The sequence below is a fragment of the Streptomyces hebeiensis genome (assembly GCF_052983195.1).
The window spans coordinates 597,368-620,958 of record NZ_CM129812.1 but is presented as its reverse complement, the minus strand read 5'-3'; the positions used below and the strand labels follow the sequence as shown (position 1 = coordinate 620,958).

General features: G+C 72.6%; 25 protein-coding genes and 1 pseudogene. 16 read left to right on the top strand and 10 right to left on the bottom strand.

Annotation, left to right across the window (positions count from 1 at the left end):
* Positions 1-15: 15 nt before the first annotated feature.
* Complete coding sequence (locus ACU6P3_RS02620; protein WP_447195722.1) at positions 16-882, top strand: Fpg/Nei family DNA glycosylase; 867 nt, start codon at positions 16-18, stop codon at positions 880-882.
* A gap of 50 nt (positions 883-932) precedes the next feature.
* Here ACU6P3_RS02620 and ACU6P3_RS02615 read toward each other — a convergent pair whose 3' ends face one another.
* On the bottom strand, positions 933-1,613 hold the full coding sequence (locus ACU6P3_RS02615) for a zf-HC2 domain-containing protein (protein WP_447195721.1): 681 nt from the start codon (positions 1,611-1,613) through the stop codon (positions 933-935).
* A 72-nt stretch (positions 1,614-1,685) separates the two neighbouring features.
* Here ACU6P3_RS02615 and ACU6P3_RS02610 point away from each other — a divergent pair, with 72 nt between their 5' ends.
* The 4 genes from ACU6P3_RS02610 (at position 1,686) to ACU6P3_RS02595 (ending at position 5,915) form a co-directional block, all read left to right on the top strand.
* Positions 1,686-2,435, top strand: coding sequence for a LytR/AlgR family response regulator transcription factor (locus ACU6P3_RS02610; RefSeq protein ID WP_447195720.1), 750 nt, complete (start codon positions 1,686-1,688; stop codon positions 2,433-2,435).
* A 245-nt stretch (positions 2,436-2,680) separates the two neighbouring features.
* Complete coding sequence (locus ACU6P3_RS02605; RefSeq protein WP_447198187.1) at positions 2,681-2,995, top strand: hypothetical protein; 315 nt, start codon at positions 2,681-2,683, stop codon at positions 2,993-2,995.
* Positions 2,992-4,728 carry a sodium/solute symporter gene (locus ACU6P3_RS02600; RefSeq protein WP_447195719.1) on the top strand — a complete coding sequence of 579 codons (1,737 nt, stop codon included), beginning with the start codon at positions 2,992-2,994 and terminating at the stop codon, positions 4,726-4,728. Before ACU6P3_RS02605 ends, ACU6P3_RS02600 begins: the two co-directional genes overlap by 4 nt.
* A complete protein-coding gene (locus ACU6P3_RS02595; protein WP_447195718.1) occupies positions 4,725-5,915 on the top strand; it encodes a sensor histidine kinase in 1,191 nt (396 codons plus the stop codon). The genes ACU6P3_RS02600 and ACU6P3_RS02595 overlap by 4 nt, the downstream gene beginning before the upstream one ends.
* A gap of 157 nt (positions 5,916-6,072) precedes the next feature.
* Here ACU6P3_RS02595 and ACU6P3_RS02590 read toward each other — a convergent pair whose 3' ends face one another.
* Positions 6,073-6,588, bottom strand: a complete 516-nt coding sequence (locus tag ACU6P3_RS02590; protein WP_344285104.1) for a hypothetical protein — start codon at positions 6,586-6,588, stop codon at positions 6,073-6,075.
* A 114-nt stretch (positions 6,589-6,702) separates the two neighbouring features.
* Here ACU6P3_RS02590 and ACU6P3_RS02585 point away from each other — a divergent pair, with 114 nt between their 5' ends.
* Positions 6,703-6,927 carry a zf-HC2 domain-containing protein gene (locus ACU6P3_RS02585; protein WP_030743624.1) on the top strand — a complete coding sequence of 75 codons (225 nt, stop codon included), beginning with the start codon at positions 6,703-6,705 and terminating at the stop codon, positions 6,925-6,927.
* Here the strand turns inward: ACU6P3_RS02585 and ACU6P3_RS02580 are convergent.
* The gene (locus ACU6P3_RS02580) at positions 6,864-7,448 is read right to left on the bottom strand and encodes a sigma-70 family RNA polymerase sigma factor (RefSeq protein WP_447195717.1); all 585 of its coding nucleotides are present in this window, start codon (positions 7,446-7,448) and stop codon (positions 6,864-6,866) included. The two genes, ACU6P3_RS02585 and ACU6P3_RS02580, sit on opposite strands and share 64 nt — an antisense overlap.
* 331 nt (positions 7,449-7,779) lie before the next feature.
* On the opposite strand from ACU6P3_RS02580, the gene ACU6P3_RS02575 reads away from it, so the two are divergent.
* Positions 7,780-8,955 carry a CapA family protein gene (locus tag ACU6P3_RS02575; protein WP_447195716.1) on the top strand — a complete coding sequence of 392 codons (1,176 nt, stop codon included), beginning with the start codon at positions 7,780-7,782 and terminating at the stop codon, positions 8,953-8,955.
* Positions 8,956-8,990: 35 nt separating this feature from the next.
* Here the strand turns inward: ACU6P3_RS02575 and ACU6P3_RS02570 are convergent, their stop codons facing one another.
* Positions 8,991-9,452 (bottom strand): universal stress protein, encoded by a 462-nt coding sequence (locus tag ACU6P3_RS02570; RefSeq protein WP_030743631.1) that lies wholly within the window; start codon positions 9,450-9,452, stop codon positions 8,991-8,993.
* A 229-nt stretch (positions 9,453-9,681) separates the two neighbouring features.
* On the opposite strand from ACU6P3_RS02570, the gene ACU6P3_RS02565 reads away from it, so the two are divergent.
* Positions 9,682-10,548, top strand: a complete 867-nt coding sequence (locus ACU6P3_RS02565) for a polysaccharide deacetylase family protein (protein ID WP_447195715.1) — start codon at positions 9,682-9,684, stop codon at positions 10,546-10,548.
* A 157-nt stretch (positions 10,549-10,705) separates the two neighbouring features.
* On the opposite strand, the gene ACU6P3_RS02560 is transcribed toward ACU6P3_RS02565, so the two are convergent.
* Positions 10,706-11,371, bottom strand: coding sequence for a class F sortase (locus ACU6P3_RS02560; RefSeq protein WP_447195714.1), 666 nt, complete (start codon positions 11,369-11,371; stop codon positions 10,706-10,708).
* A 316-nt stretch (positions 11,372-11,687) separates the two neighbouring features.
* Between ACU6P3_RS02560 and ACU6P3_RS02555 the strand changes: the two genes are divergently transcribed.
* On the top strand, positions 11,688-12,254 hold the full coding sequence (locus tag ACU6P3_RS02555; RefSeq protein WP_447195713.1) for a hypothetical protein: 567 nt from the start codon (positions 11,688-11,690) through the stop codon (positions 12,252-12,254).
* A 148-nt stretch (positions 12,255-12,402) separates the two neighbouring features.
* Here ACU6P3_RS02555 and ACU6P3_RS02550 read toward each other — a convergent pair whose 3' ends face one another.
* From ACU6P3_RS02550 to ACU6P3_RS02540, 3 genes are all read right to left on the bottom strand, one after another.
* On the bottom strand, positions 12,403-12,936 hold the full coding sequence (locus tag ACU6P3_RS02550) for a hypothetical protein (protein WP_447195712.1): 534 nt from the start codon (positions 12,934-12,936) through the stop codon (positions 12,403-12,405).
* Between the two features lie 188 nt (positions 12,937-13,124).
* Positions 13,125-13,889 (bottom strand): bestrophin-like domain, encoded by a 765-nt coding sequence (locus ACU6P3_RS02545; RefSeq protein WP_447195711.1) that lies wholly within the window; start codon positions 13,887-13,889, stop codon positions 13,125-13,127.
* Between the two features lie 15 nt (positions 13,890-13,904).
* Positions 13,905-14,036 (bottom strand): hypothetical protein, encoded by a 132-nt coding sequence (locus ACU6P3_RS02540; RefSeq protein ID WP_037802527.1) that lies wholly within the window; start codon positions 14,034-14,036, stop codon positions 13,905-13,907.
* Positions 14,037-14,793: 757 nt separating this feature from the next.
* Here ACU6P3_RS02540 and ACU6P3_RS02535 point away from each other — a divergent pair.
* From ACU6P3_RS02535 to ACU6P3_RS02520, 4 genes are all read left to right on the top strand, one after another.
* A complete protein-coding gene (locus ACU6P3_RS02535) occupies positions 14,794-15,774 on the top strand; it encodes an SCO0930 family lipoprotein (RefSeq protein WP_447195710.1) in 981 nt (326 codons plus the stop codon).
* Between the two features lie 210 nt (positions 15,775-15,984).
* Positions 15,985-16,797 carry an SAM-dependent methyltransferase gene (locus tag ACU6P3_RS02530; protein ID WP_447198186.1) on the top strand — a complete coding sequence of 271 codons (813 nt, stop codon included), beginning with the start codon at positions 15,985-15,987 and terminating at the stop codon, positions 16,795-16,797.
* Positions 16,794-19,043, top strand: coding sequence for a putative bifunctional diguanylate cyclase/phosphodiesterase (locus ACU6P3_RS02525; protein WP_447195709.1), 2,250 nt, complete (start codon positions 16,794-16,796; stop codon positions 19,041-19,043). The genes ACU6P3_RS02530 and ACU6P3_RS02525 overlap by 4 nt, the downstream gene beginning before the upstream one ends.
* Before the next feature lie 109 nt (positions 19,044-19,152).
* Positions 19,153-19,503 carry a hypothetical protein gene (locus ACU6P3_RS02520; RefSeq protein ID WP_447198200.1) on the top strand — a complete coding sequence of 117 codons (351 nt, stop codon included), beginning with the start codon at positions 19,153-19,155 and terminating at the stop codon, positions 19,501-19,503.
* Here ACU6P3_RS02520 and ACU6P3_RS02515 read toward each other — a convergent pair.
* Complete coding sequence (locus ACU6P3_RS02515) at positions 19,436-20,101, bottom strand: TetR/AcrR family transcriptional regulator (protein ID WP_447195708.1); 666 nt, start codon at positions 20,099-20,101, stop codon at positions 19,436-19,438. The genes ACU6P3_RS02520 and ACU6P3_RS02515 overlap by 68 nt on opposite strands.
* A gap of 130 nt (positions 20,102-20,231) precedes the next feature.
* On the opposite strand from ACU6P3_RS02515, the gene ACU6P3_RS02510 reads away from it, so the two are divergent.
* From ACU6P3_RS02510 to ACU6P3_RS02500, 3 genes and pseudogenes are all read left to right on the top strand, one after another.
* Positions 20,232-20,768 carry an MsnO8 family LLM class oxidoreductase gene (locus ACU6P3_RS02510; protein ID WP_447195707.1) on the top strand — a complete coding sequence of 179 codons (537 nt, stop codon included), beginning with the start codon at positions 20,232-20,234 and terminating at the stop codon, positions 20,766-20,768.
* A 179-nt stretch (positions 20,769-20,947) separates the two neighbouring features.
* Positions 20,948-21,979: a hypothetical protein gene (locus ACU6P3_RS02505; protein ID WP_447195706.1), complete on the top strand. Its 1,032-nt coding sequence runs from the start codon at positions 20,948-20,950 to the stop codon at positions 21,977-21,979.
* A 191-nt stretch (positions 21,980-22,170) separates the two neighbouring features.
* Positions 22,171-22,572, top strand: a pseudogene (locus ACU6P3_RS02500) (SDR family NAD(P)-dependent oxidoreductase); the annotation flags it as partial.
* 108 nt (positions 22,573-22,680) lie between these two features.
* Here the strand turns inward: ACU6P3_RS02500 and ACU6P3_RS02495 are convergent.
* The gene (locus ACU6P3_RS02495; RefSeq protein ID WP_447195705.1) at positions 22,681-23,589 is read right to left on the bottom strand and encodes a LysR family transcriptional regulator; all 909 of its coding nucleotides are present in this window, start codon (positions 23,587-23,589) and stop codon (positions 22,681-22,683) included.
* Between the last annotated feature and the right edge of the window lie 2 nt (positions 23,590-23,591).

Sequence of the window (23,591 nt, the reverse complement as noted above, 5' to 3'; positions counted from 1 at the left end):
CGGCACGCTGGACACATGCCGGAAGTCCCCGAAGTGGAAGCGCTCAGAGAGTTCCTCGACGGCCATCTGGTGGGCCGGGAGATCGCCCGCGTCCGGCCCCTCGCGGTGAATGTCCTCAAGACCTACGACCCGCCGCTGTCCGCCCTGGCCGGGACCACGGTCACCGCCGTCGCCCGGCACGGCAAGTACCTCGACATCGTCGCGGGCGAGGCCGGACTGCACCTGGCCGTCCACCTCGCCCGCGCCGGCTGGCTGCGCTGGAAGGACTCCTTCCCGGCCGCTCCGCCGCGGCCCGGCAAGGGACCGCTCGCCCTGCGGACGGTCCTCGCGGAAGGCGACGGATTCGACCTGACCGAGGCGGGGAGCACCAAACGGCTCGCGGTGCACCTCGTCCGCGACCCGGCCGACGTGCCCGGCATCGCCCGGCTCGGTCCCGACCCGATGGACGGCTCCTTCGACCGGGCGGCCTTCGCCCGGCTGCTCGCCGGCGAACGCCGGCAGATCAAGGGCGCGCTGCGCGACCAGAGCCTCATCGCGGGCATCGGCAACGCCTACAGCGACGAGATCCTGCACGCCGCGAAGATGTCACCGTTCAAGCCGGTGCGGAACCTGTCCGAGGACGAGATCACCGCACTGTACGAGGCGATGGGTGCCACGCTCGGGTCGGCCGTCGAACGCTCGCGCGGGGTTGCCGCCGGGCGGCTGAAGGCGGAGAAGAAGAGCGGGCTGCGGGTGCACGGCCGCACGGGTGAGGCCTGTCCCGTCTGCGGGGACACCATCCGCGAGGTCTCCTTCAGCGACTCCTCGCTCCAGTACTGCCCCACCTGCCAGACGGGCGGCAAGCCGCTGGCCGACCGCCGGATGTCCCGGCTGCTGAAGTGACCAGGCGCTGACACGGCACGGCCCGGGCTTTCGAGCAGGCGCCGTCCGGCTCAGGTGCCGTTCCGGCCGCCGATGATCATCAGAGCGTGACCGTCCGTCGTCCGCACCTCGAAGTGGTCGATCCCGCCCGGCCGCATCGCCGTGCCGCCCCGGGTGACCAGCCGCTCCTCGCGCTCCGCCGAGCTCGCCCACGTCGTCACCGTCTCCCGCGAACCGTCGAGCCCGACCACGACGAGGGAGCACACCGCCGTCCCGCCCGGCCGGACCAGCTCGAGCCCCACGTCCGTGCCCCAGCCCGTCTCCGCCGCCGTCACCACGGCCGAGGCGCCCGTCCGCTCGTCGGAGGCGGTCCACCGTACCGGCGCGCCCGCCCCGGGACCGGCGTCCCGCGGCCCCAGCGCGGCGAGCACCGCGAGCGGGCCGCCCACCGCGAGCACCACCGCCGCCGCGGCCAGCACCAGCCGGCGTCTGCGGGCGCGGCGCCGCCCGGCCGCCGCCCGGTCCAGGAGCCCGGCCAGCAGCCCCGGCCCGGGGTCGGTGAACGGTCCCACGCCGGTGGGGGCCTGCCGTACGTACGTGTCGAGCTGTGCCTTCACTCCGCCGAAGTCGTCCAGCAGCAACGCGCACTGCGGGCAGTCCATCAGATGATCCTCGAAGCGGAAGGCATCCCTGGGGCCGAGCACTCCGAGTGCGTAGGCGCCGACATCGCGATGGAGGTCCAAGGTCCGCATGGTCTCTGGTACGTACCGCAGCCCCGAATCACTCATGCCACACGCGGCCGGACGCGCCTAAACTCCAGCAGCATGCTGAGCGTACTGGCTGTCGACGACGAAGAACCGGCGCTTGCGGAACTTCTCTATCTGCTGAGGGCCGATCCGCGGATCCGGGCCGCCGAGGGAGCGACCGGCGCCACGGAAGCGCTGCGCCGCATCGGGGCCGCGCTCGAGGCCGGGCCCGGCGACCCCGCCGCCGTCGACGTGGTCTTCCTCGACATCCACATGGCCGGCCTGTCGGGGCTCGACATGGCCAGGTTGCTGGCCGGTTTCGCCCAGCCCCCGCTGATCGTCTTCGTCACCGCACACGAGGACTTCGCCGTTCGCGCCTTCGACCTCAAGGCCGTCGACTACGTCCTCAAACCGGTCCGCAGGGAGCGGCTCGCCGAGGCCGTACGCCGGGTCACCGAACTGGTGGGGGAGCGGACCCCCGTCGCGGCCCCGGCCACCGACCAGATAGCGGTGGAACTCGGCGGGATCACCCGCTTCGTCGCCGTCGAGGACATCGCGTACGTCGAGGCGCGCGGCGACTACGCCCGGCTGCACACCGACACCGGAAGCCACCTGGTCCGGATCCCCCTGACCACCCTGGAGGAGCGCTGGCGTGCCCGGGGCTTCGTCCGCGTCCACCGCAGCCATCTCGTCGCCCTGAACCGGATCGACGAGCTGCGCCTGGACGCGGGCGCGATGAGTGTCCGCGTCGGCGCCGTGGAGCTGGCGGTCAGCCGTCGGCACGCCCGCGCGCTGCGCGACCTCCTGATGCGACAAGGCGGTCGTTGACCAGGCCCTTCCCGCCGGATGACCCGGCTGCGTACACTCCACGCGCGACAGGACGAAGCGCCGGGCCGTGGGCCGCGAGCACCGGTGGGAGGACGGGACGGGCCGGACGGAGAGGTGCCATGGCGGACGACGCACGGCCGCGGCGGCCGCCACCGCCCGGTGCCGAACCGTTCGAGCGGCGGTCGCCCGGGCCGCGCGACGCGCCCGCGGGCACACCGCGGCGCGAGGTCGTCACCGGTGAGCCCCTGCGCGCCCGCCCCTTGCCGCGCTACCGCGCCCAGGCCGAGATCGCGGAACACACACCGCTCGGTGACGCCTATGTCCGGTCTCTGATGCGCAGTCAACTCCGCGCCGGTCTTACGGCGTTCGCCCTCCTCGCCTGCGTCGCCGGCACCCTGCCGCTCGCCTTCGCCGCGCTGCGCGACCAGACCGCCGTCTGGTTCGTGCTCGGCTTCGCCGCCTACCCACTGCTCGCCCTCCTCGCCTGGTGGTACGTATGGCGCGCGGAGCGCAACGAACGCGACTTCGCCCGGCTCGTGAAGGGCCGGCCCGTCCCGTGAACCAGAGCTACCCGGTCGTGGCCGTCACCGTCGTCGTGCTGGCCACCGTCCTCGTCGGCGGCTTCGGGCTGCGGATCTCCCGCACCACCTCCGACTTCTACGTGGCCTCCCGCACCGTCGGCCCCGCGCTCAACGCCGCCGCGATCAGCGGCGAGTACCTCTCGGCCGCCTCCTTCCTCGGGATCGCCGGGCTGGTGCTGCTGCACGGGCCCGACATGCTCTGGTACCCGGTCGGCTACACCGCCGGCTACCTCGTGCTCCTGGTCTTCGTCGCCGCCCCGCTGCGCCGCTCCGGCGCGTACACCCTCCCCGACTTCGCCGAGGGGCGGCTGCAGTCCCGGGCGGTGCGCCGGCTGGTGAGTGTGTTCGTGGTCGGCGCCGGCTGGCTCTACCTCGTTCCCCAGCTCCAGGGCGCGGGACTGACGTTGAAGATCCTCACCGGCGCGCCCGGCTGGTTCGGCGGGGTGCTGGTCGCGCTCGTGGTGGTGGCGGCGGTCGCGGCGGGCGGCATGCGCAGCATCACCTTCGTCCAGGCGTTCCAGTACTGGCTCAAGCTCACCGCGCTGCTCGTCCCGGCGTTCTTCCTGGTGCTGGCGTGGCAGGGCGACGGGCGGCCGAGCGTCGCGGCCGGCCTGACCGGCGCCGTCGCCGGACGCGTCGACCATCCCCTCTACGCCACCTACGGCCTGATCGTGGCCACCTTCCTCGGCACGATGGGCCTGCCGCACGTCGTCGTCCGCTTCTACACGAGCCCCAACGGCCGGGCCGCGCGCCGGACCACCGTGGTCGTCCTGGCCCTGATCGGCGCCTTCTACCTGCTGCCGCCGGTGTACGGGGCGCTGGGCCGGCTCTACGTACCCCGGCTGCCGTCCGGCACCGACGCCGACGCGGCCGTCCTGCTGCTGCCGGAGCGCGCCGTCGGCGGGCTCGGCGGGGACCTGCTCGGGGCGCTGGTGGCGGGCGGCGCCTTCGCCGCCTTCCTGTCCACCGCCTCCGGGCTCACCATGGCCGTGGCGGGGGTGCTCACCCAGGACGTCCTGCCCTCGCGCGGCGTACGAGACTTCCGGCTGGCCACCCCGCTCGCCATCGCCGTGCCGCTGGGCGGGTCGTTGCTGGTGAGCTCCATGCCCGTGGCCGACTCCGTCGCCATGGCCTTCGCGGTCTCCGCGTCCTCCTTCTGCCCGCTGCTGGTGCTCGGCATCTGGTGGCGGCGGCTCACCCCGCCCGGCGCGGCCGCCGGTCTGCTGCTCGGCGGCGGCCTCTCCTTCGCGGCCACGGTGGTCACGGTCGGCGGAGCCGTCCGGTCCGGCTGGCCGCACGCGCTGCTGGCCTGGCCCGCTGTCTGGTCCGTGCCGGTCGGCTTCCTCGCCATGATCCTGGTGTCCCTGGCCACGCCGGGCCGGATACCGCCCGGCACCAGCGCCGCCATGGCGCGCTTCCACCTGCCGGAGGCCCTGGTTCCGCGCGGCGGGGACGGTCGGGACGGCCTGTGCGGCGGGGCGGCCACGGGCGCGGTGGACGGACGGCGGGCCCGGGCCGGCTCCGGTGCCGGTCCGGGCGCGGACGCCGGTCCGGGGGGCCGGTCCGCCGGGACCGTGTCCGGTCGGGGCGCCGCGCCGGGCCGTACGGGGGCGTCCGACCGTACGGACGTCCCGGACCCCGCGGGCGTCCCGGACCCCGCGGACGTGTCGGATCGTACGGGCGTACGTGGCCGTACGACGGAGGCGCCATGAGCGGCGCCGCGCTCGCCGCCCTGATCGTGCTGGGGCCGTTGCTGCTCGCCGGGGGCTTTCTGCTCGGCCGCCGCACCGCGCGCCTCGAGCGGATCAGCGATGTCGGCACGCCCGTCGAGCACGCCACGTTCGAGACCCTGCACACCGCCTCGCTCGCCGCGCCCCCGCTGCGGGCCGGCCTCACCGAGGACAGCGCCCGCAAGGCGGCCCGCCGGCTGCGCTCCCTGCTGGGCACCGACGCTCTCTGCCTCACCGACCGGGACCGGGTCCTCGCGTGGGACGGCGCCGGCGAGGACCATGGCACCGGTGTGATGGACCAGGTCGCCGGGGTGCTCGAGAGCGGACGCGGCACGGCGTTCGCCGGCGGCTGCGACGATCTCGACTGTTCCCTGCGGTGGGGCGCGGCCGCCCCGCTCACGGTGGACCACCGGGTGCTCGGCACCCTCGTCGCGTACGCCCCGCGCGAGTCGGCGGTCCTCGCGCGGGCCGTGGGCGAAGTGGCCCGCTGGGTTTCCGTGCAGCTGGAACTGGCCGAGCTGGACCGCTCCCGCACCCGGCTGATCGAGGCGGAGATCAAGGCGCTGCGGGCCCAGATCTCCCCGCACTTCATCTTCAACTCACTGGCGGCCATCGCCTCGTTCGTCCGTACCGATCCCGAGCGCGCCCGCGAACTCCTGCTGGAATTCGCGGACTTCACCCGCTACTCGTTCCGCAGCCGGGGCGACTTCACCACGCTCTCCGACGAACTGCACTCCATCGACCAGTACCTGGCGCTCGTCCGGGCCCGGTTCGGCGACCGGCTCACCGTCACCCTCCAGGTCGCCCCCGAGGTGCTGCCGGTGGCGATGCCGTTCCTCTGCCTCCAGCCGCTCGTCGAGAACGCCGTCAAACACGGTCTCGAAGGCGCGGGCACCACCAGCCACCTCACCATCAGCGCACTCGACGCGGGCGCCGAGGCGGAGGTGGTGATCGAGGACGACGGGGTGGGGATGGAACCGGACCGGCTACGGCGGATCCTGCGCCGCGAGGACGGCGCGTCCACCGGCATCGGGCTGCTCAACGTGGACGAGCGGATGCGCCAGGTCTACGGGGACGACTACGGCCTGGTGATCGAGACGGGCGTCGGCGCGGGGATGAGGATCACCGTACGGATCCCCAAGTACCGCGCCGGGGTGCACGGAAGCTGAGGCCGACTGGAGCCGGCCGCCGTGCGGTCGGCACCCGGCCGCCACGCGATCCGCGTACGGCCGCCCGTGCTGTTCCGTGCCACCCGTGCCATTCGCGCCGTCCGTGTGCCACCGCCGTACAGCCGTCCGTGTGCGACCGCCGTACAGGGGGCAGGGCTCAGAACAGATGGATCGCCAGGTGCCCCAGCGGCAGCCCCAGCTGCCACGCCGGAGTCCACACCTTCGGCCCTTCCTCCTCCGCCGCCGGGCAGGGGTCCTCGCGCGTAGGCCCCATGGCGTCCAGGTCGGGCGCCAGCATCTCCGTCTCCTCCAGCCACCGCCAGGCCGCGCCCGCCAGCTCCAGGTCCGGATCGCGGACCGTGCCACCGGCCTCGAAGGCGAGCGCCTCCAGCCGGTCGAGCCGCGCGCACACCCACTCCGGCCAGGAGGTGCCGTACGCGGTCAGGGAGTGCCACTCCGCCATCCGGGCCCCCGAGCGGGGGCCGCCCGCCGAACTGCCGGAGAGGAAGATGGTCAGGGCCAGCGCGTGCCGGCCCGCTCGGTACTCCAGTGTCGTCGGTGGCATCAGATCGCCGGTGCGCAGCAGTTCGTCGGCGACGTATTCCGCGTACATCCACGCCATCGGCACCAGTAGGTCACCACCGCCCGCGTTGTCGGTACTGTCCGGACGCATCGCTTCTCCGCCTTTCTTCCCGCCCCCCGAAACCCCCTTCACGGAGCATTGAACCGGCGGCGGCCGCCGCGCGTGGCCAGAAGGGCAGGATCGGGCGGCGGACGGGAGCGGATTGTGACGGGTGGGGCCGACGGTGAGGCAGCCGACGCTGGAACGACCGATTCCGGACGGCATGTACGGTCGTTCCTCGGCGCGTACGTGCTGGGCGCGCTCGCTCCCGAGGAGGACCGGCGCGTCGCGGACCACCTCGCGCGGTGCGGTCCGTGCGGGGCCGCCTACCTGGAGGTGGCCGAGGCGCCGTCGCTGCTGGCGCTGGTGGACGAGGAGGACCTGCGATAGCCGGGCAGGGCGCGGGCGAGCGCCCGTAGCGCGTAGTACGACCGGGACTTGACCGTACCCGCCGGAATGCCCAGCGCCCGGGCGGTCTCGTTCACACTCAGCCCGCGGAAGTAGATGTGCGCCAGCACGGCGCGGTGTTCCGGGCTCAGCTCTCGCACCGCCTTGCGGACGTCGAGCGCCAGGGTCGTGGTCTCGGTGGGGTCCTCCGGGTCGGGGGTCGTCGCGAGGATCCCGTCACCCACCTCGGGCGGTCGCGCCAGCCGGGACCTGCGCGCGTCGATGGCGAGCCGGCGTCCCACGGTGAACAGCCAGGGCCGCATGGATTCGAAGGGACCGTCGAACGCCTCGGGGTGCTGCCAGGCGCGTACCAGCGTCTCCTGGAGCAGATCCTCCGCACGCTGCCGGTCCCCGAAGGTCAGTCCCAGCAGGAAGTTGAGCAGAGCGGGGCCGTGCTCGCGCTGGAGGTCCGTCAGCGCCCGCTCGTCGGTCGTCGCCCGGGCCGTGGCGGGGGCAGTGGTCATCGTGAACGTCCTTTCCAGCCGTCGCCGTCGTTTCACGTCGCTGTCGCTGTCGCTGTCGCTGTCGCGGCGCGATCGTCGTCGCCGGGCCGGTGCCGTGAAGATCCTCCGGACCGGCCCTGGCGGTATCCGAACGCAGGACGGCGCCGGGGGACAGGTGGCGCGCACGGCTCTGCGACGAACGGTCGCTCACTGCGACGAGCGGTGCGATGAACGGTCCCACGGGGCTGTTCAGGCCATACGAAGGGAATGGTCGGCTTGGTGGCTTGACATCCTTTTATGCGACTATATGGATTCATCGGGACGGTATTCGCCTGAAATCGGAGCCTTCTCGATGACCACACGTATGAGACAGGGAGTGGTGGCCGCCGTGGTCCTGCTCATCGGAACAGCGGCGGCCTGCGCGGGCTCCGACCGGGCGGCCGGCGGCCGGCTCGCGGTCTCCCCGGCGGCCGGGCCCGAGGCGCGGCGCGGATTCACGCTCGTCGCCTCGGGCGATGTGCTGCCCCACGACTCCGTCATCCGCCGGGCGAACCTCGACGCGGGCGGCGACGGTTACGACTTCGCCCCCATGCTCGCCGCTGTGAAGCCGGTGGTCTCCGGCGCGGACGTGGCGATCTGCCACATGGAGACCGTGTACGGCGAGGAGGGCGGCTCCTACTCCGGCTATCCGGACTTCACCTCACCGCCCGAGGTCGCCGCCGGTCTGCGGGAGACCGGCTACGACTCCTGCTCCACCGCCTCCAACCACAGCCTCGACGATGGTGCGGAGGGTATCCGCCGCACCCTGGACGCCTTCGACAAGGCGGGCCTCAAGCACGTGGGCTCGGCCCGTACGGCAGCCGAGTCGGCCCGGCCCGCGCTGATGACGGCGGGCGGTGCCACGGTCGCCCAACTCGCCTACACCTTCGGCACCAACGACAAGCCGTTCCCCGAGGGCCGGCCGTGGGCGGTGAACCTGACCGACGAGAAGAAGATCGTCGCGGACGCGCGGGCCGCCCGGAAGGCCGGCGCCGACGTCGTCGTGGTGAGCATGCACTGGGGCACCGAGTGGCAGACGGAGCCGGACGACGACCAGCTGAGCCTGGCCAGGAAGCTCACGGGGTCACGCACCGGGGACCGGCCCGACATCGACCTGATCATCGGCACCCATGCCCATGTTCCCCAGGCGTACGAGATGGTCAACGGGACCTGGGTGGTCTACGGCATGGGCGACCAGATCGCCGGGACCATGACCAACGACGACGGCGAGCTGGACGGGCGCGGCAACCAGGGCTCGATCGGACGCTTCACGTTCACCGCGCCCGAGACCGAGGGGGAGCGCTGGCCGGTGACGAAGGCGGAGTTCGTCCCGCAGATGTGGGACCTGGACATCGGGCGCGTGATCGATCTGCCGGAGGCCGTCCGTGAGGATCCCGGCCGCGACGACTACCGCGAGGTGCGCGACGGGATCACGGAGGCGGTGCTCAGCCGTGGCGCGGCGGTGGACGGTCTGATGACGGTCGACTGACACCTCCACCGGCGCGCGACCGCGCGAAGCGCACGCTAGGGGACGACCGTCACCGGCCAGCGGCCCGCCTTCACCAGCCGCACCGCGACCGAACCGACGAACCGGTGTCCCGCCGACTCCGAGGCCCCGACCACCACGGCGTCCGCCTTGAGTTCGTCAGCCGCGGTGACCAGCCCGTTGTAGGGGTCCCCGTGGAAGGTGTGGAACTCCCAGCGGACGTCCCAGACATCCTTGACCCGGTCCATGGCCCCGTGGATCTCGGCCATCAGCCCCTCGGCGATCTGCTCGGTCGTGTCGGCGACCGGGGCCCCGAGGGCGGCGCTCGCCGAGAGCACCGGCTGCACGTAGACGATGGCGAGCAGGGCTTTCTGCCGCCGGGCCAGGCCGCCGGCGTACGCCGCGGCGCGCAGCGAGGACTGCGAACCGTCCACGCCGACGACGATCACCTTCGGTCCGTCGGTCCCGCGTTCGAATGAAGTGGGCTGCTGCTCGGTCACGGCAGGCAGCGTATCGGCTCCCCCGGGCCGGCCGCGCGGTGCCCTCCCCCCGCTGCTGAGCTGCGCCGATACCCACCAGGCCCGGCCGTACGCCGTCGGCCGCCCGACCGTACGGGGTGGAGGGCGCGACCCGTCGGCCGTCGGCCGCGCCTCACCCCATCGGGTGCTTTCCCGGGGCGACCGGTGGTGCGGGGAGGCATGCCGACGTCTACCGTGCGAGCCATTAATCATGAAAAAGGATCAGATGGTTCCGGGGCGTCGTGCCGTGCTGCGGGTCGCCGCCTGCCTCGGTGCCGCCTTCGCCGGCCGGTTCCTCGTCGCGGGAACCGCCCAGGCCCCGGGCCGGGGGGACACCGCGGGCCGGGCGGCGGCCGGGGCCGGGGCACCGGGAGCGGGGGCGTCCAGGGCCGGACAGCGTCTCCGGCCGTCCGCGTACCGGCTGGATCCCATGGCGGCGGACGTCGCCGAGGAACTGCGCAGGCCCGCGCCCCCGGTGCGCTCCCGGCCGTTCCTCGACCTCCCCGAACTGGGCAACAGCGTGGTCCTCACCTTCGACGACGGACCGGATCCGCTGTACACGCCCGACATCCTGCGCACACTGCGCGAGTACGACGTCCGCGCGATGTTCTTCGTCTGCGGTGAGATGGCCGACGTCCATCGCGACCTGCTCCGGGAGGCGGCCGGTGACGGCCATGTCATCGGCAACCACTCCTGGTCCCACCCGCTGATGACGACGCTCACCCGCTCCGGCATCCGCGCGGAGATGGGGCGTACCAGCGAGGTCGTGGAGCGGGTGCTCGGCACCCCGCCCCTGTGGTACCGCGCGCCCTACGGCGCCTGGAACCGGCACGCCTTCGAGCTGGGCGCCGAGCTGGGCATGGAGCCGCTCGGGTGGAGTCTGGACAGCCTGGACTGGACCGAACCGCCGCCCGTGGCCGACCGGATCATCGCCCGGGTGGTGGACGGGGCGGTCCCCGGCACCGTCGTCCTCTCGCACGACGCGGGCGGCGACCGCAGCCAGAGCGTGGCGGCGTTGCGAGCCTATCTGCCACTGCTGCGGCAGGCGGGTTACCGGATCGCCGTACCGCGCCGCTGAGGGCGCCGCTGAGCGGGCTGTGCGGTGTCGTCGGGGCGGGGCAGGGCAGGGCCGACGCCGCTACGGCCGGTGGGGTACGGCCGAGGGCCGGCACCGGGCGCCGCCCGGCCGGCGATGTGCGGCGCCCGGCCGGGACCGAGTACCGCCCCGCCCCGCGTCAGGCGGTCCTGACCAGCCGGGCGAAGACGACGACGTTGCCGGCGTACCCGCTGCCCTTCGCGTAGCCGCCCCCGCACGTGATCACCCGTAGCTCCGGATGACCGGTGTCGCCGTAGACCTGCGGCGCCGGGAAGTCGTTCTTGGCGTAGACCTCGACGCCGTAGACCTCGAACACCGCCGTGCGCCCGTCGAAGCGGTCCACCTCGACGTGCTGTCCCTTCTCCAGCGAACCGAGCCCGTAGAAGACCGCGGGACCGGTGTGGTTGTCGACATGCCCGACGACCACCGCGGTGCCGCGCTGCCCGGGGGCGATGCCGTTCTGGTACCAGCCGGCCAGGTTCGGATCCCGGGCGGGCGGCGCCGCGATCCAGCCGTCCGGGTCGAGCGCCACGTCCACCACCGGCGCGTCGACCCTGATCGCCGGAATGCGCACCCGGGCCATCGGGGCGTACGGCAGCGGCTCGACCGCGGGGACGGCAATCCTGGCGTCCGCCGCCGGATCCGTCGGGGCGTCCAGCGCGGCGGCCGCCGCCGGCTGGGGCGGTCCGAGGGGTGTGTCCACCCCGTTCCGCATCAGCGCGATACCCGTGAGCATGACAAGAGTGAGAACGCCCCAGGGTGAGCGTTTCCTTCTGTACTCCGGGCCGTCGTGGTACGGGCCCATGGTTCTCCCTTCGTGGGCGCCTCTGGGGGCACGCTAAGTGCGGTCCGCCCCGGTGGCGATCACAGGCGGGCGAACGGGTGGCGCGGCCACGGGCGGGCTCATCCGTCCGGGCAATCACGATCACACACCTCCTGACGGCCCGTGACCTGCGGCTCCGTCAGGCGCGAGCGCCCCGGCGTCGGCGTGTCGCCTCACCGGTGTGGACGAGTGCCGACATGCGACGAAAGGTTCACCCGGTGAGGGTTCGTCATGGAAGGCGTACTCGTCGAATTTCCCGGGGCGCCGCTTCGGGGCGTCTTCCACGGGAGGTTCAACGATGCGTGCTTCACGCGCTCTCGCGGTGACCGCGGCCGCCTGCGCGGCCTTGGCGCTCGCCGCCCCGTCGGCCGGCGCCACCGTCCCGCACGGCGGCCCCGGCAACCAGGGACCCAGCAATGTCACCGTCGATCCGTTCTCGGTCCACCAGGGGGGCCGGCTCGTGATCACCGCCGACGGCTGCGGCCAAGGAGGCACTGTCACCTCCAACGCGTTCCCGACGACGCACTTGTCGTCGCACACGGGCGGGCGCGGCCGAGCCGTGGCGCGTGTCTACGACAACGCCACGCCGGGCCGCTACAACCTTGCCGTCCGGTGCGGCGGCGACGGCGACCGGGGCGGTGACTTCAACCGGGGCGGTGACGGCAACCGGGGCGGTGACGGCAACCGCGTGGCGACCGCCCAGTTCGAGGTGCTCGCCGGACGCGGTGCGCTGGGCGGCCTCGGCGGTTCGGTCGGGCCCAGTTCGACCGAGATGGCCTTCGGCGGGGTGCTCGTCGCCACGGCGGCCGTCGGCGGGTCGGTGTTCCTCGCCCGCCGACGGCGCCTGAGCGGTGTGCGGATCTGACCGGCCGACCGCCTCCCGGCCGAGGGCATCCGAGCACGCGGACGCCTGTCGCCCCGAGCCTTCGAGGAGGGCTCGGGGCGACAGGGTGTGCGCCTTCGCGGACAGGTTGTGCGCTTTCGTTCTCGTCGTTCCGGCCGGCCCGCCCGGTTCAGTGCGCGCGGACGGCTGCGCGCCGCCGCACCGCGTACACGCCGCCGGTGATCGCCACCACGACCAGCCCCGCACCGGTGGCCGTCTGCACGGCGCTCCCGCCGCCCATGCTGCCGCCCAGACCGCCCCGTACCCCTACGGGCGTGAGCGAGGTGGAGGCGGCCGTCGGAGCCGTCGTGGCCGCCGCGGTGCGAGCGGCTCCCGCGATGGTGAGGCGCGCCGTGCTGCGCGCGCCCGCGCACGTGAAGGTCACCGTGTGCACCGAACCGGGTTTCGCGTCCCAGTCGACCGTCGCGGCGGCGCTGCGGCCGGCCGGGACGGTGACGGTGTCGAAGACCGCGGCGGACGCGGTGGCCGAGGCGGCGCAGCCGGTGACGGAGAGCGTCACCCGGCCGCCCGGCGCGACCGTCGCGGGGGAGACGGCGCCCCGGAACGACGCACCGCCGGCCGCCGCCGCGCCCGCCGGGGGAGCGGTGAGGGCGAACACGCCCACGGTCAGCAGAGCGGCGGACATCGCCCGTATCACACGCATGCTCGGCCTCCGGTCCGGTGAGGAGCATCCCGTGCGGAACCGTCGTCCGCGAAGGGCGGGTGTGCGTCCTCGATGTCCGAAACGCTAGAAGCGCTCTACCACACCCGCGATCGCTGGCGGGCGAATGGGGCACGGGTGTCCCCTGAGCGGGGGGCACCCGTGTCGGTCGGCGCTTCGGGCTCAGGCGGTCATCCCGCGGCGTGCGGGAAGAGGGCGAGGAACGGTTCCGTGGTCGCCCCGATCCCTCGGCCGTACGGTGCGTCGAAGTCCCAGATCAGGAAGAGCAGGAAGGCGATCAGGACGCTGAACATGCCCGCCAGCAGCAACTCCCGGCCGGTGCGGCGGATCTGGAGGATGAAGATCATGCCCACCGTGGCCGCGGCGCCGATGGTGAGGCCGAACCAGACGACGCCGGGCATCGTCGGGCCCGCGTTCTCCCCGCGCGCCGTCCGGGCGGCGTCGGCCGTGGCCACCTGGTCGACCAGCGGCTGGTACGCGTGGCCCTCCAGATCGGTCCGGGGCGAGTACTGGGTGACGTCGCGGCGGATCGTGTCCATCAGCCGCGTGCCCTTCGGCGTGAGTTCCTCGTGCTCGGACATGTGCGGCCACTCGGTGCGCACCACGTGCGAGACGTACGCGTCGACATCGGCACGGATCCGGTCGCGGACCTCGGCCGGATAGACCTGGACGCGCTCCCGTACCTCGTGCAGGGCCTGTGCCTCCTGCCGCACGGAGTCCTGGGCCGAGCCACGGGCCTCCCAGACCCCGGCGATCGCGAGGCCCAGCACGATCGCGTAGACCACCCCGATCATCATCGTCATGTAGTCCATGACGTCCGGGGTCTCGGCGGGGTCGTCGTCCGCTTCGACGCGGCGCTGGTTGACGACGATGATGGTGAGGACGACCGCGCAGACCGCGGCCAGAGCGATGCTCAGAACGAGCCATTCCGACATGGGTGTCTCCGTCGGTCAGCGGGAACGGGGGCGCAGCACGGCCGCGGCGAGCACGGCGGGCGCCGTGATCAGGAGCATCAGGATGACGGGGGAGGCGTGCCGCCGGGGCTGCTTGCGGACCGTCTTGCGGTACGCGGGCAGGGCCACCTCGGACGGGGCCGGGCGTACGGACGGAGTCGGCGGTGGCGTGCTGCGGCTCGGTGCCGGCGTGGCCGGTGGCCGCGGTGCCGCAGGCCGTACCACCGCGGGTGTCCGGGGCGGTGGTGGAGCCGGTCGGGCGGTGTGCGGCGGCTCCGGCACGACGACGGGTGCCTGCGTCGGCCGGGGCGTGGGAGTCGGCCGCGGCGGCGCGGGAGGCTCGGGAGGTTTGGGTGGCGGTGGTGGTTTCGGTGGTTCGGGCGGGTCGGGCGGCTCCGGAGGAGGTGGCGGCGACGGGGGCGCCGGCGGCTCCGGCGGCGTAGGGGTCGGCCGGGGCGGCGGCGGGCAGTGGCGGCCACCCGCCACGGCGACGGCCGCCAACGAACCGCCGGGACCGATCGAGGCATGGGCGCACGTGTGCGCCGAGGCGGCCGTGGGCACGGCCGACAGCGATATGAGGGCGGCGACGGTCAACAGCCGCGCGACGAGCGATCCGTACACGGGCAGGAGCTTGGACCTGATCAGGCCACACCATGCGGAAAGTGCTCAGGATTCCCCCGAATGGAGGTAATTGGAGGACGGTGAGCTGTGGCAAGACTCGATCAGATGCCACTTGTGGGGCAGTTGGGGGCTCTGGGGCGGCGGCGTGAAAGTGCCAGAAGATTTTTTCGGTCGCGTTGAACACGGACCCGCGCCCGCCGCGTACTTAAGGCCATGAACGGCGCACTCCGGTGCACCAACTGCCTTACATCTCACGGGAGTTGACATGAACACCTGGCGGAACGCCTCGCTCGCGGTGACCGCGGTGGCCGTCCTGGCCCTGACGACGGCGTGCGGTCAGGAACAGGGAACCAACACCAACGGACAGTCCGTCGGCGTGGCCAATCCGGCGGGCCAGCCGGGTGCGGCGGGCAGCGGTACGGGGTACACGGGCGGCGGGACCGGCGCGGCAGCCGGCTCGGGCGCCGGTGCCCCCGCCGGCGGCGCTCCGGCGGAGGCCAAGCCGGCCGGCCAGCTCGCCGTCACGGAGGACGCCAAGCTCGGCGAAGTCCTCACCGACAGCGAGGGCTTCACGCTCTACCGCTTCGACAAGGACACCCCGAAGCCCCCGAAGTCCAACTGTGAGGGCGACTGCGCGAAGACCTGGCCGATCGTCGAGGCCGGCGACGCCAAGGCCCCCACCGGCACCGACGCCGCGCTGCTGGGCGAGGTGACCCGGCCCGACGGCACCAAGCAGCTCACCATCGACGGCTGGCCGATGTACCGGTACGTCAAGGACACCAAGCCCGGGGACGCCAACGGCCAGGGTGTGGGCGGCACATGGTACGCCTCCGCGCCCGACGGCAAGAAGGCGACCGCTTCGGGCTCCGCCTCCGAGGTGAGCAACGCGGGCCTGTCGGTCCGCAACGACCCCAAGCTCGGCGAGATCGTGGTCGACTCCAAGGGCATGACGGTCTACCGGTTCACCAAGGACTCCGCCTGGCCGATGAAGACCGCCTGCACCGGTGAGTGCCTCGACAAGTGGCCCGTGGTCGCGCCCGTGAACAAGGCCGATTTCGACGGCGTCACCACAAAGGGCGCCGTGACCTTCGACCGGCCCGACGGAATCAAGCAGCAGACTCTCGACTGCTCCCCGATCTACACCTTCGCGGGTGACAAGAAGCCGGGCGACACCAATGGCCAGGGCGTCGGCGGCACCTGGTTCGCGGTCACCCCGGACAACAAGCTGGTCGAGGCGGCCGAGTAGTCCCCACGCCCCCGCTTCGGCCCGCCGGTCCGCCGTCATCCGCTCCCGTGGGATGGCGGCGGACCGGCCGCATGTGCCGTAGGCGTGTGACCAAGAACGGATCTCTAATTTCCGTTTGGGCTCGCTCTCTTGGCGGACGATCAGTAGCCTCGGCTCGAACAGCCGGTCGTTCAGACGGCCGTGAACCGTGGCGACTTGTTGGAGACATCGATGGAGCGTCCCGCCTGGGCCCCGCCGGGCATCGACATCTCGGTGCCGAGCGTTTCCCGCATTTACGACTACTACCTGGGCGGTTCGCGCAATTTCGAGGTGGACAGGGACGCCGCGCGCCGGGCGATGGAGTTCCTGCCTGGCCTTCCCGTGATCACGAAAGCGAACCGCGCGTTCATGCGCCGCGCGGTGAAATTCGCACGGACGGAAGGCATCACCCAGTTCCTCGACATCGGCTGCGGCATACCGAGTTTCGGCAATGTTCATGAAGTCGCGCAGGACGGTTCTCCCATGAACCGGGTCCTCTACGTCGATCACGACCCGGTCGCCGTCGAGCACAGCCAGGCCGTTCTCGACGGCAACGCGTACGCCTCGGCCACGAGCGGCGATCTCCGCGAGCCGCGGAAGATCCTGGACAGCCCGGAGGCCGCCGGACTGCTCGACCTGGAGCGGCCGGTGGCGCTGCTGCTCGTCGCCGTCCTGCATTTCGTCCAGGACGAGGACGAGCCGTACCGGGCGGTGGCCGAACTGCGCGACGCGCTCGCGCCGGGCAGCCTGCTCGTCGTCACCCATGCCTCGCCCCACGGCGTCCCCGAGCCGCCGGAGCGCGTGGCGGGAATGACCGGTGTCTACCGCTCCCTGGGCAACCCGCTGGTGATGCGCGCGCGCGAGGAGATCACCCGGTTCTTCGACGGGTTCACGCTGGTCGCGCCCGGACTGGTGGCCATGCCGGACTGGCGGCCCGACCAGCCCGACGCACAAGAGGACCCCTATGCCTTCGTGGGCTTCGGCGGAGTGGGGCGCAAACCGTGACCCCGCCGCACCGGACCCCGGGATCCGGCACCGATCAGGACAACCCGGAGGACAGACTCAGGCGTTTCACGACGATCTGGAGCCGGGCGATCTACCCGGCGACAGCGATGTCCATGACGCGCCCCGAGTTCGAGACGTATCTCGCCCCCCTCGCCCAGGAGCTGGCCGACGCGCTGCACGCGCGCCCCTTCGACCCCGCGCCCGCGGCGGGCGTCGGAACCGCGCTGATCACGGCGAACTGCACCGACCCCGACGTCCTCAGCCGTACGCTCGGCGTCATCGACTCCTACCTGGTGCTGTACCGCGGTACGGAAGACCTCACCGCGGAGGACGCCCGGGCCCGCTGCGCCCGCCTCCAGCACTCCCTGGCCGCCGGATTCGCCCAGGCCCTGCGCGAGCGCACGCTCTGCGAACAGGAGGCCATCGCCCGCTCCGCGCTGCGCGCGCGCAGCGCCGCCGAGGAGGCCCTGCACGCCACCGAGGCCCGGTTCCGCGCCGTGTTCGAGGGCGCGGCCATCGGGATCAGCATCGCCGACCTCGACGGCAACGTCCTCGAGGTCAACGACACCCTCACCAAGATGTTCGGCGGGCTCGAACACCATGTCCTCAGCCGGAACGTACGCGACTGGGTCCACCCCGAGGACGTCTCCCACGTCTGGCGGCTCTACGACGAACTCGTCCGCGGCGAGCGCGAGCACTACCGCGTCGAGAAGGCGTACTACCGCAATGACGGCACGGTCCTGTGGACCAACCTGACGGTCTCCCTGCTCCGCGACGCGGACGGCGCCCCGCAGTACCAGCTGGCGCTGATGGAGGACACCACCGAGCGTCGGCTGCTCAACCTGCGGCTGCGCTACGAGGCCACGCACGACGCCCTGACGGGGCTGCCCAACAGGTCGCTGTTCTCCGAACGGCTGGAGAAGACCCTCTCCGCCGGTGACGATTCCCGGTTCGGTCTGTGCTACCTCGATCTCGACGGCTTCAAGGCGATCAACGACAGCCTCGGCCACTCCGCGGGCGACCGGCTCCTGGTCGAGGTCGCGGACCGGCTCCAGAGCTGCGCGACCGCACCGGGGGAGATGGTGGCCCGGCTCGGCGGCGACGAGTTCGTGGCGCTGATCACCGGCCCGGCGACCCAGAGCGGCGTCACCGAACTCGCCTCCCGGATCCTCGGGGCGCTGTCCACGCCGGTGACGGTCGACGGGCGCGACTTCACCGTGCGCGGCAGCATCGGCATCGTGGAGGGCCGGGCCGCCGACCGCAGCGCGGCCGAGGTGCTGCGCAGCGCGGACATCACCATGTACCGGGCCAAGGCGGCGGGCGGCAACCGCTACGAGCTGGCCGACGCCGAGGCCGATGCCCGCGCCATCACCCGGCACGGACTGACGACGGCGCTGCCGGCGGCCCTGGAGCGCGGCGAGTTCTTCATCGAGTACCAGCCGCTGGTGCACCTGGACGACGGCTCCGTGCACGGCGCGGAGGCGCTGGTGCGCTGGTGCCACCCGCAGCACGGGGTGCTCGGCCCGGACCGGTTCATCCCGCTCGCCGAGCACACCGGGCTGATCGTGCCGCTCGGGCGCTGGGTGCTGGAGCAGTCCGTACGGCAGGCGATGGCGTGGCACGAGCAACTGTCGGGTGGTGCGGGTGGCGCGGGGGGTGCGGATGGTGCCCGTGGCTCGGCTGCGGCGGGCGGTGCGGCCAGGGCGGGCGGTGCGGCCGGACCGCTGCGGATCAATGTCAACCTCTCGCCCACCCAGCTGCACCATCCCGGACTCGTGGGCGACACCGTCGAGGTGCTGGACCGGGTCGGCCTGCCGCCAGGATCGCTCTGCCTCGAGGTCACCGAGTCGGCGCTCATCGGCGCGGACGAGGACCTGCTCAAGCCGTTGCGGCAGCTGTCCGAGATGGGCGTGGACATAGCGCTGGACGACTTCGGCACCGGCTACTCCAACCTGGCCAATCTGCGCAGGCTGCCGGTGAGCGTGCTCAAGCTGGACCGTTCGTTCACCCAGGGCATGCAGCGGCACCCCGCCGACCCGGTCGACCTGAAGATCGTAGAGGGGATCGTCTCGCTGGCGCACAGCCTCGAGCTGGCCGTGACGGTGGAGGGCGTGGAGACCGGGGCGCAGGCGGAACAGCTGCGCCAACTGGGCTGCGACACGGCGCAGGGCTGGTACTACGCGAGACCGGGCCCGCCGGAGCGGCTGCACGCGCTGTCCCTGGCGGACGCGGGGCCGTCGCTGTGAACTGACGGCTGGGTCGGCCGCGGCTCCGGCCGCGGCCGAGAGCTGAACGCCATCGCCCGGCTTACCGGGGTGGGCGTCGGGACGGTCTACCGGCACTTCCCCAACCGTCATGCGCTGGTTGAGGCGCTCTCGGAGGAACGCTTCCGGGAAACTGATCGAAGAGGCGCAGGCCGCGGTCGCCGCCGAAGACCCGTTCGCGGGCCTGCGCTGTCTGCTGCGCTTCGCGCTTGACCTCATGCTCGACGCCCCGGACTTCGCGGCCGTCCTGGAGTCCGCGGGCGGCGTCGGCTCGCAGGCCTCGGAAATGATGGCCGAGCTCGACGAGGCGGTCACCGGCCTGCTGGATCGCGCCCGTCTGACCGGTGCGATCAGAAACTGTGTCGATGCCGAGGTCATGCGCCGCTTGCTGTGTGGTGTGCAACATGCGGTGCGCTCCGGGGACAGCGCACGCCGTGGGTAAGCGCGTCCTCCAGCGCCGCGCGCGCGCCACGCAGGGCGAGACGGAGCTGGTCTGGTGTGCGGCGGACCTGGGCCAGTAGGAGGCCGCCCTGAATCGCGGCCATGGTGAGGTCGGCCAGCTCCGTCACGTCCACGTCCGAGCGCAGCTCGCCGGACTCCTGCATCCGGTGCAGGCCGGCGATGAGGGGGGCCTCCCAGCGCGCGAAGGCGTCCACGAACGCCTGGCGGGCGAGGTCGTCCCGACCGCTGAGCTGGCTGGCCAACGAGCCGATCGGGCAGCCGCCCACCGCGTCCTGCCGCGTTCCGTTGGCCACAATCGCGTCGAACCAGCGGTCGATGCCGGCCAGCGAGTCAACCTTCAGGAGCAACGGTTCCTGCGCGGCCAGCACCGTGTCCACGGTGGAATGCACCACAGAGCGGACGAGGTCGTCGCGGTCGTCGAAGTAGTGGTAGAGCTGGCTGCGGCCGACCCCCGCGGCGCGTTCGACATCGTCCAGCGTCACCGCCGCGACGCCACGCCGCTGGATGAGGTCTGCTGCCGCGTCAAGGATGCGTTTCCGGGTCGCGCGACCCCGTGCGGTGGACGGTGTGAGCCCCATGGAGCCTCCTCCATATTTTGCACTTCACGGTACAGAGATTCTGTACTCACTGATACAGTCTGCCGCAGGATCTTTTGTACTGTGCGATACAGTCCGCGATGGTGAGGTGGAAGGAGAACCGTGTCCGTCCGTGTCCGTCATCCCACCCGTCCAGCTCTCCGTGCTGGACACCACGATCATCGGCCGCACCCCTGAGTCGGCGTTCGCCGACACGATCGCGCTCGCGCGGCACGCCGAACGTCTCGGCTACGCCCGCTACTGGATGGCCGAGCACCACGGCGCGCCCGGCGTCGGCAGCTCCGCGCCCGCGATCACGGTCGGCGCCATCGCCGCGGCGGCCTCGCGAATCCGCGTCGGCGCCGGTGGGGTCATGCTGCCCAACCACGTTCCGCTCGTCGTCGCCGAGCAGTTCGGCACCCTCGCCGCCCGGTACCCGGGCCGGATCGACCTCGGCGTCGGCCGCGCCGTGCCCGGAACCGTGGACGCGGACCGTGCTCGGCCGGGGGCTCGCGAACTACCAATCGGACGACTTCGCCGACCGTGTGGTGCGACTTGCAGGCTTCCTCACCGGCTCGTTCCCCCAGCCGCACCCTTACGAGCAGGTGCACGTGTCCCCGCGGGCTGCCTACAGGCGTCGCTTGCAGCCGTCCGTGGCCTCGCGGCTTGAGCTGCCGACTGTGCTCGACCAGGAACGTTCCATCCCGTCCCGCGCAGCGAAGCGCCGACGGGACCGACACCTCCCAGGCCGACCCGCCACCATCGGCACGCGCCCGACGGTCCTGTGCTTGCCGCCGAACGGCCCGTCCTGCCCAGGGCCATCTCCATCGCATGACCGAAAGGAAGACCATGTCCCCTCACCGGCCCACCGGGCTGCGGCGGCGCGCCGCCATGCTCGGCCTCGCCGCCCTGCTCGCCGCAGTCGCTGCGGCTCCCGCGGCTTCCGCGACCCCCGCCCCCACCGCGGTCCTGGCCACCTCTCCGACGCACCCCGACCACGCTGCCGGCACCCGTCTGGGCGACGTGCGCGTCCTCGCCCACTTCGATCGAGCCGCGGGCCAGGTCGCCGAGAGCATCGCCTTGGAGCCCGACGGTGGCGTGGTCATCGGCATGATCCACGCCCGCCAGGTGGTGCGGGTCGCGAAGGACGGAGCCGTCCAGCTACTCGCCACCATGCCGCTACCTCCGGGCGGCGGCACCACCACCCCGGTAGTCGGGACCCCCGGGGTCACCGGGGTCGCCCGGTCGGACAGCGGCGCTGTGTACTTCCTCTACTCCTCCGGGCAGGGCGGGCTGACCGGGATCTGGCAGGTCCGTCGCTCCGGTGAGCCCCGGCTCGTTGTACCGCTGCCTGCCGATAGCTTCCCGAACGCACTGGTTATCGACGGCAAGCGGGACCGCTTCCTGGTCACCGACTCCACCGGCGGGCGCATCTGGCGGGCCCCGCTGCGCGGCGGCGAGGCCTCCGTGTGGTCGGCGGACCCGGCCCTGGCGCCCAACGGCTTCTTCGGTGCCAACGGTATGAAGATCCACGACGGCGCCGTGTGGGCCGGCAACTCCGACCAGGGCACCCTCGTGCGCATCCCGGTGACCAAGGACGGCGGTTCCGGCCGAGCCACGGTCCGGGCCACGCGGCTGGAGGGCATCGACGACTTCGACTTCACCGGTCGGGGCACCGAGATCCTCGCCGCGATCAACCAGACCAGCAAGCTCGTGCGGGTGGGTGCCAACGGCGCCCAAGAGACCCTGCTGGACGCCGAAGACGGCATGCAGGGCACCACGGCCGTCGCCATTCGAGGGAATCGGGCCTATGTGACCAACGGAGCGAACCTGGCCGGGGACGACCCGACTTTGATGCTCGCGGAGCTGCGCCGGCGCTGACACGTCTCTGCGGGATGGGCCACCCCGAGCGGTGGTCCATCCCGCGGCCACCGCAAGTGGGCCACCAGCGTCGACCACATCGCAGTCAGCATCGGCCCCATGAGCCTGAGCGGGTAGGTTGCTGTGGGACCGGAGTGGCGGGGGCCAGCGTGGACAGCCGGTTCACCGGCACCCGGGACAGGTTCACCCGCCGAGCCAAGCTCGCCAACCTCGCCTACACTCCTGACCTGGCTGAACGCCTCCGCGGCACCGGGGCCACCGTCTTCGCGGCCGACCCCGGCGGCGCCGCCACCAGCATGACCGACGGCACCATGACCTCACCGGAGACCGTCTCTCCGCCACTGCGCCTGCTGTGGCCGCTGGTGAGCCGGATCTTCACACGCGCCACCGTCGGCCTCGCGTCAGTGGCTGCCTCGTCGTCCGTCTTCGCGGCCACCGATGCCTCACTCGACGGGCGGACCGGCGTACTCATCGGGCCCGAGGCCCGTCCGGTGGCTGTTTTTCGTGGCGCCGACGACCCCCAGACCATCGAAAGAGTCCTCGAGCCCAGTCGGCGGCCGGCGCCCCTGGACGGCTGCTGTCGACACTCGTGAAACAACGCCAGGCGGGCATCGACGGCCGCCAGTTCCGGTTGGCCCGCCACGCAGCACCCGGCGGACGGGGCGCCCGAGAGGCGGACGGCAGGAGGCCGGCGCCCCCGCTCAGCCGCCCGCGGGCGGGGCCGCCCCCGCGGGCGGGCGCGTGGCCAGCAGGACCTTCTGCAACTCGCGGGCGGCGCGCGGTGGTGCCACGTCGCTGCGGTGGGCGAGCGCGATCGTACGGCTCAGGCCGGGGCGGGCGAGGGCGGTGACCCGCAGGTCGCGCGTCCGCGCCGCCACCATGCTCGGTACGACCGCCACGCCCAGCCCGGCCCGTACGAAGCCGAGCACCGCGTCCATCTCGCCGCCCTCCACGGTGAACGACGGCTCGAACCCCGCGGCCCGGCACGCGGCCACCGTCAGCTCGCGCAGGTCGTAGCCGTGCCGGAACATCACCAGGGGCTGCCCCTCCAGATCGGCGATCCGCACCGGGCGCCGCAGCGCGGGCGCGCTCGCCGAGGAGACCACGACCAGGTCCTCGTGCAGCAGTTCCACCGTGGTCAGCGCGGGCGAGGCGGTCGGCAGCGGCATCACCACCAGCGCCAGGTCCAGCGCGCCGCGCGCCAGCTCCCGCACCAGGTCGTGCGAACCGCTCTCCTCGATCAGCAGCTCGATGCCCGGGTGCAGATCGTGGAACGTGCGCAGGACCTCCGGCAGCAGCCCGGTGCACAGGCTCGGCGGCGCCCCCAGCCTGACCCGGCCGCGCCGTAGCTGCACCAGCTCGGCCACCTCCAGCCGGGCCGTCTCGGCGTCCGCCAGGATCCGCCGGGCGAGGGGGAGCAGCGCTTCACCGGCGTCGGTCAGGGCGACATTGCCGCGCGCCCGGCTGAACAACCGCGCCCCCAACTCCCGTTCCAGCGCCCTGACCTGCTGGGACAGCGACGGCTGTGAGACATGGACCTGTTCGGCGGCGCGGGTGAAGTGCCGGGTCTCGGCGACGGCCACGAAGTAGCGGAGCTGCTGGAACTGCACTC

Coding starts and splice junctions, on each gene's coding strand:
- ACU6P3_RS02590 (WP_344285104.1), bottom strand. CDS start 6,588: ATGCGTCCGGACAGTACCGACAACGCGGGCGGTGGTGACCTACTGGTG.
- ACU6P3_RS02615 (WP_447195721.1), bottom strand. CDS start 1,613: ATGCGGACCTTGGACCTCCATCGCGATGTCGGCGCCTACGCACTCGGA.
- ACU6P3_RS02505 (WP_447195706.1), top strand. CDS start 20,948: ATGTCCCCTCACCGGCCCACCGGGCTGCGGCGGCGCGCCGCCATGCTC.
- ACU6P3_RS02620 (WP_447195722.1), top strand. CDS start 16: ATGCCGGAAGTCCCCGAAGTGGAAGCGCTCAGAGAGTTCCTCGACGGC.
- ACU6P3_RS02520 (WP_447198200.1), top strand. CDS start 19,153: ATGCGCTGGTTGAGGCGCTCTCGGAGGAACGCTTCCGGGAAACTGATC.
- ACU6P3_RS02555 (WP_447195713.1), top strand. CDS start 11,688: ATGCGTGCTTCACGCGCTCTCGCGGTGACCGCGGCCGCCTGCGCGGCC.
- ACU6P3_RS02550 (WP_447195712.1), bottom strand. CDS start 12,936: ATGCGTGTGATACGGGCGATGTCCGCCGCTCTGCTGACCGTGGGCGTG.
- ACU6P3_RS02535 (WP_447195710.1), top strand. CDS start 14,794: ATGAACACCTGGCGGAACGCCTCGCTCGCGGTGACCGCGGTGGCCGTC.
- ACU6P3_RS02560 (WP_447195714.1), bottom strand. CDS start 11,371: ATGGGCCCGTACCACGACGGCCCGGAGTACAGAAGGAAACGCTCACCC.
- ACU6P3_RS02545 (WP_447195711.1), bottom strand. CDS start 13,889: ATGTCGGAATGGCTCGTTCTGAGCATCGCTCTGGCCGCGGTCTGCGCG.
- ACU6P3_RS02530 (WP_447198186.1), top strand. CDS start 15,985: ATGGAGCGTCCCGCCTGGGCCCCGCCGGGCATCGACATCTCGGTGCCG.
- ACU6P3_RS02575 (WP_447195716.1), top strand. CDS start 7,780: ATGACCACACGTATGAGACAGGGAGTGGTGGCCGCCGTGGTCCTGCTC.
- ACU6P3_RS02595 (WP_447195718.1), top strand. CDS start 4,725: ATGAGCGGCGCCGCGCTCGCCGCCCTGATCGTGCTGGGGCCGTTGCTG.
- ACU6P3_RS02515 (WP_447195708.1), bottom strand. CDS start 20,101: ATGGGGCTCACACCGTCCACCGCACGGGGTCGCGCGACCCGGAAACGC.
- ACU6P3_RS02580 (WP_447195717.1), bottom strand. CDS start 7,448: ATGACCACTGCCCCCGCCACGGCCCGGGCGACGACCGACGAGCGGGCG.
- ACU6P3_RS02565 (WP_447195715.1), top strand. CDS start 9,682: ATGAAAAAGGATCAGATGGTTCCGGGGCGTCGTGCCGTGCTGCGGGTC.
- ACU6P3_RS02610 (WP_447195720.1), top strand. CDS start 1,686: ATGCTGAGCGTACTGGCTGTCGACGACGAAGAACCGGCGCTTGCGGAA.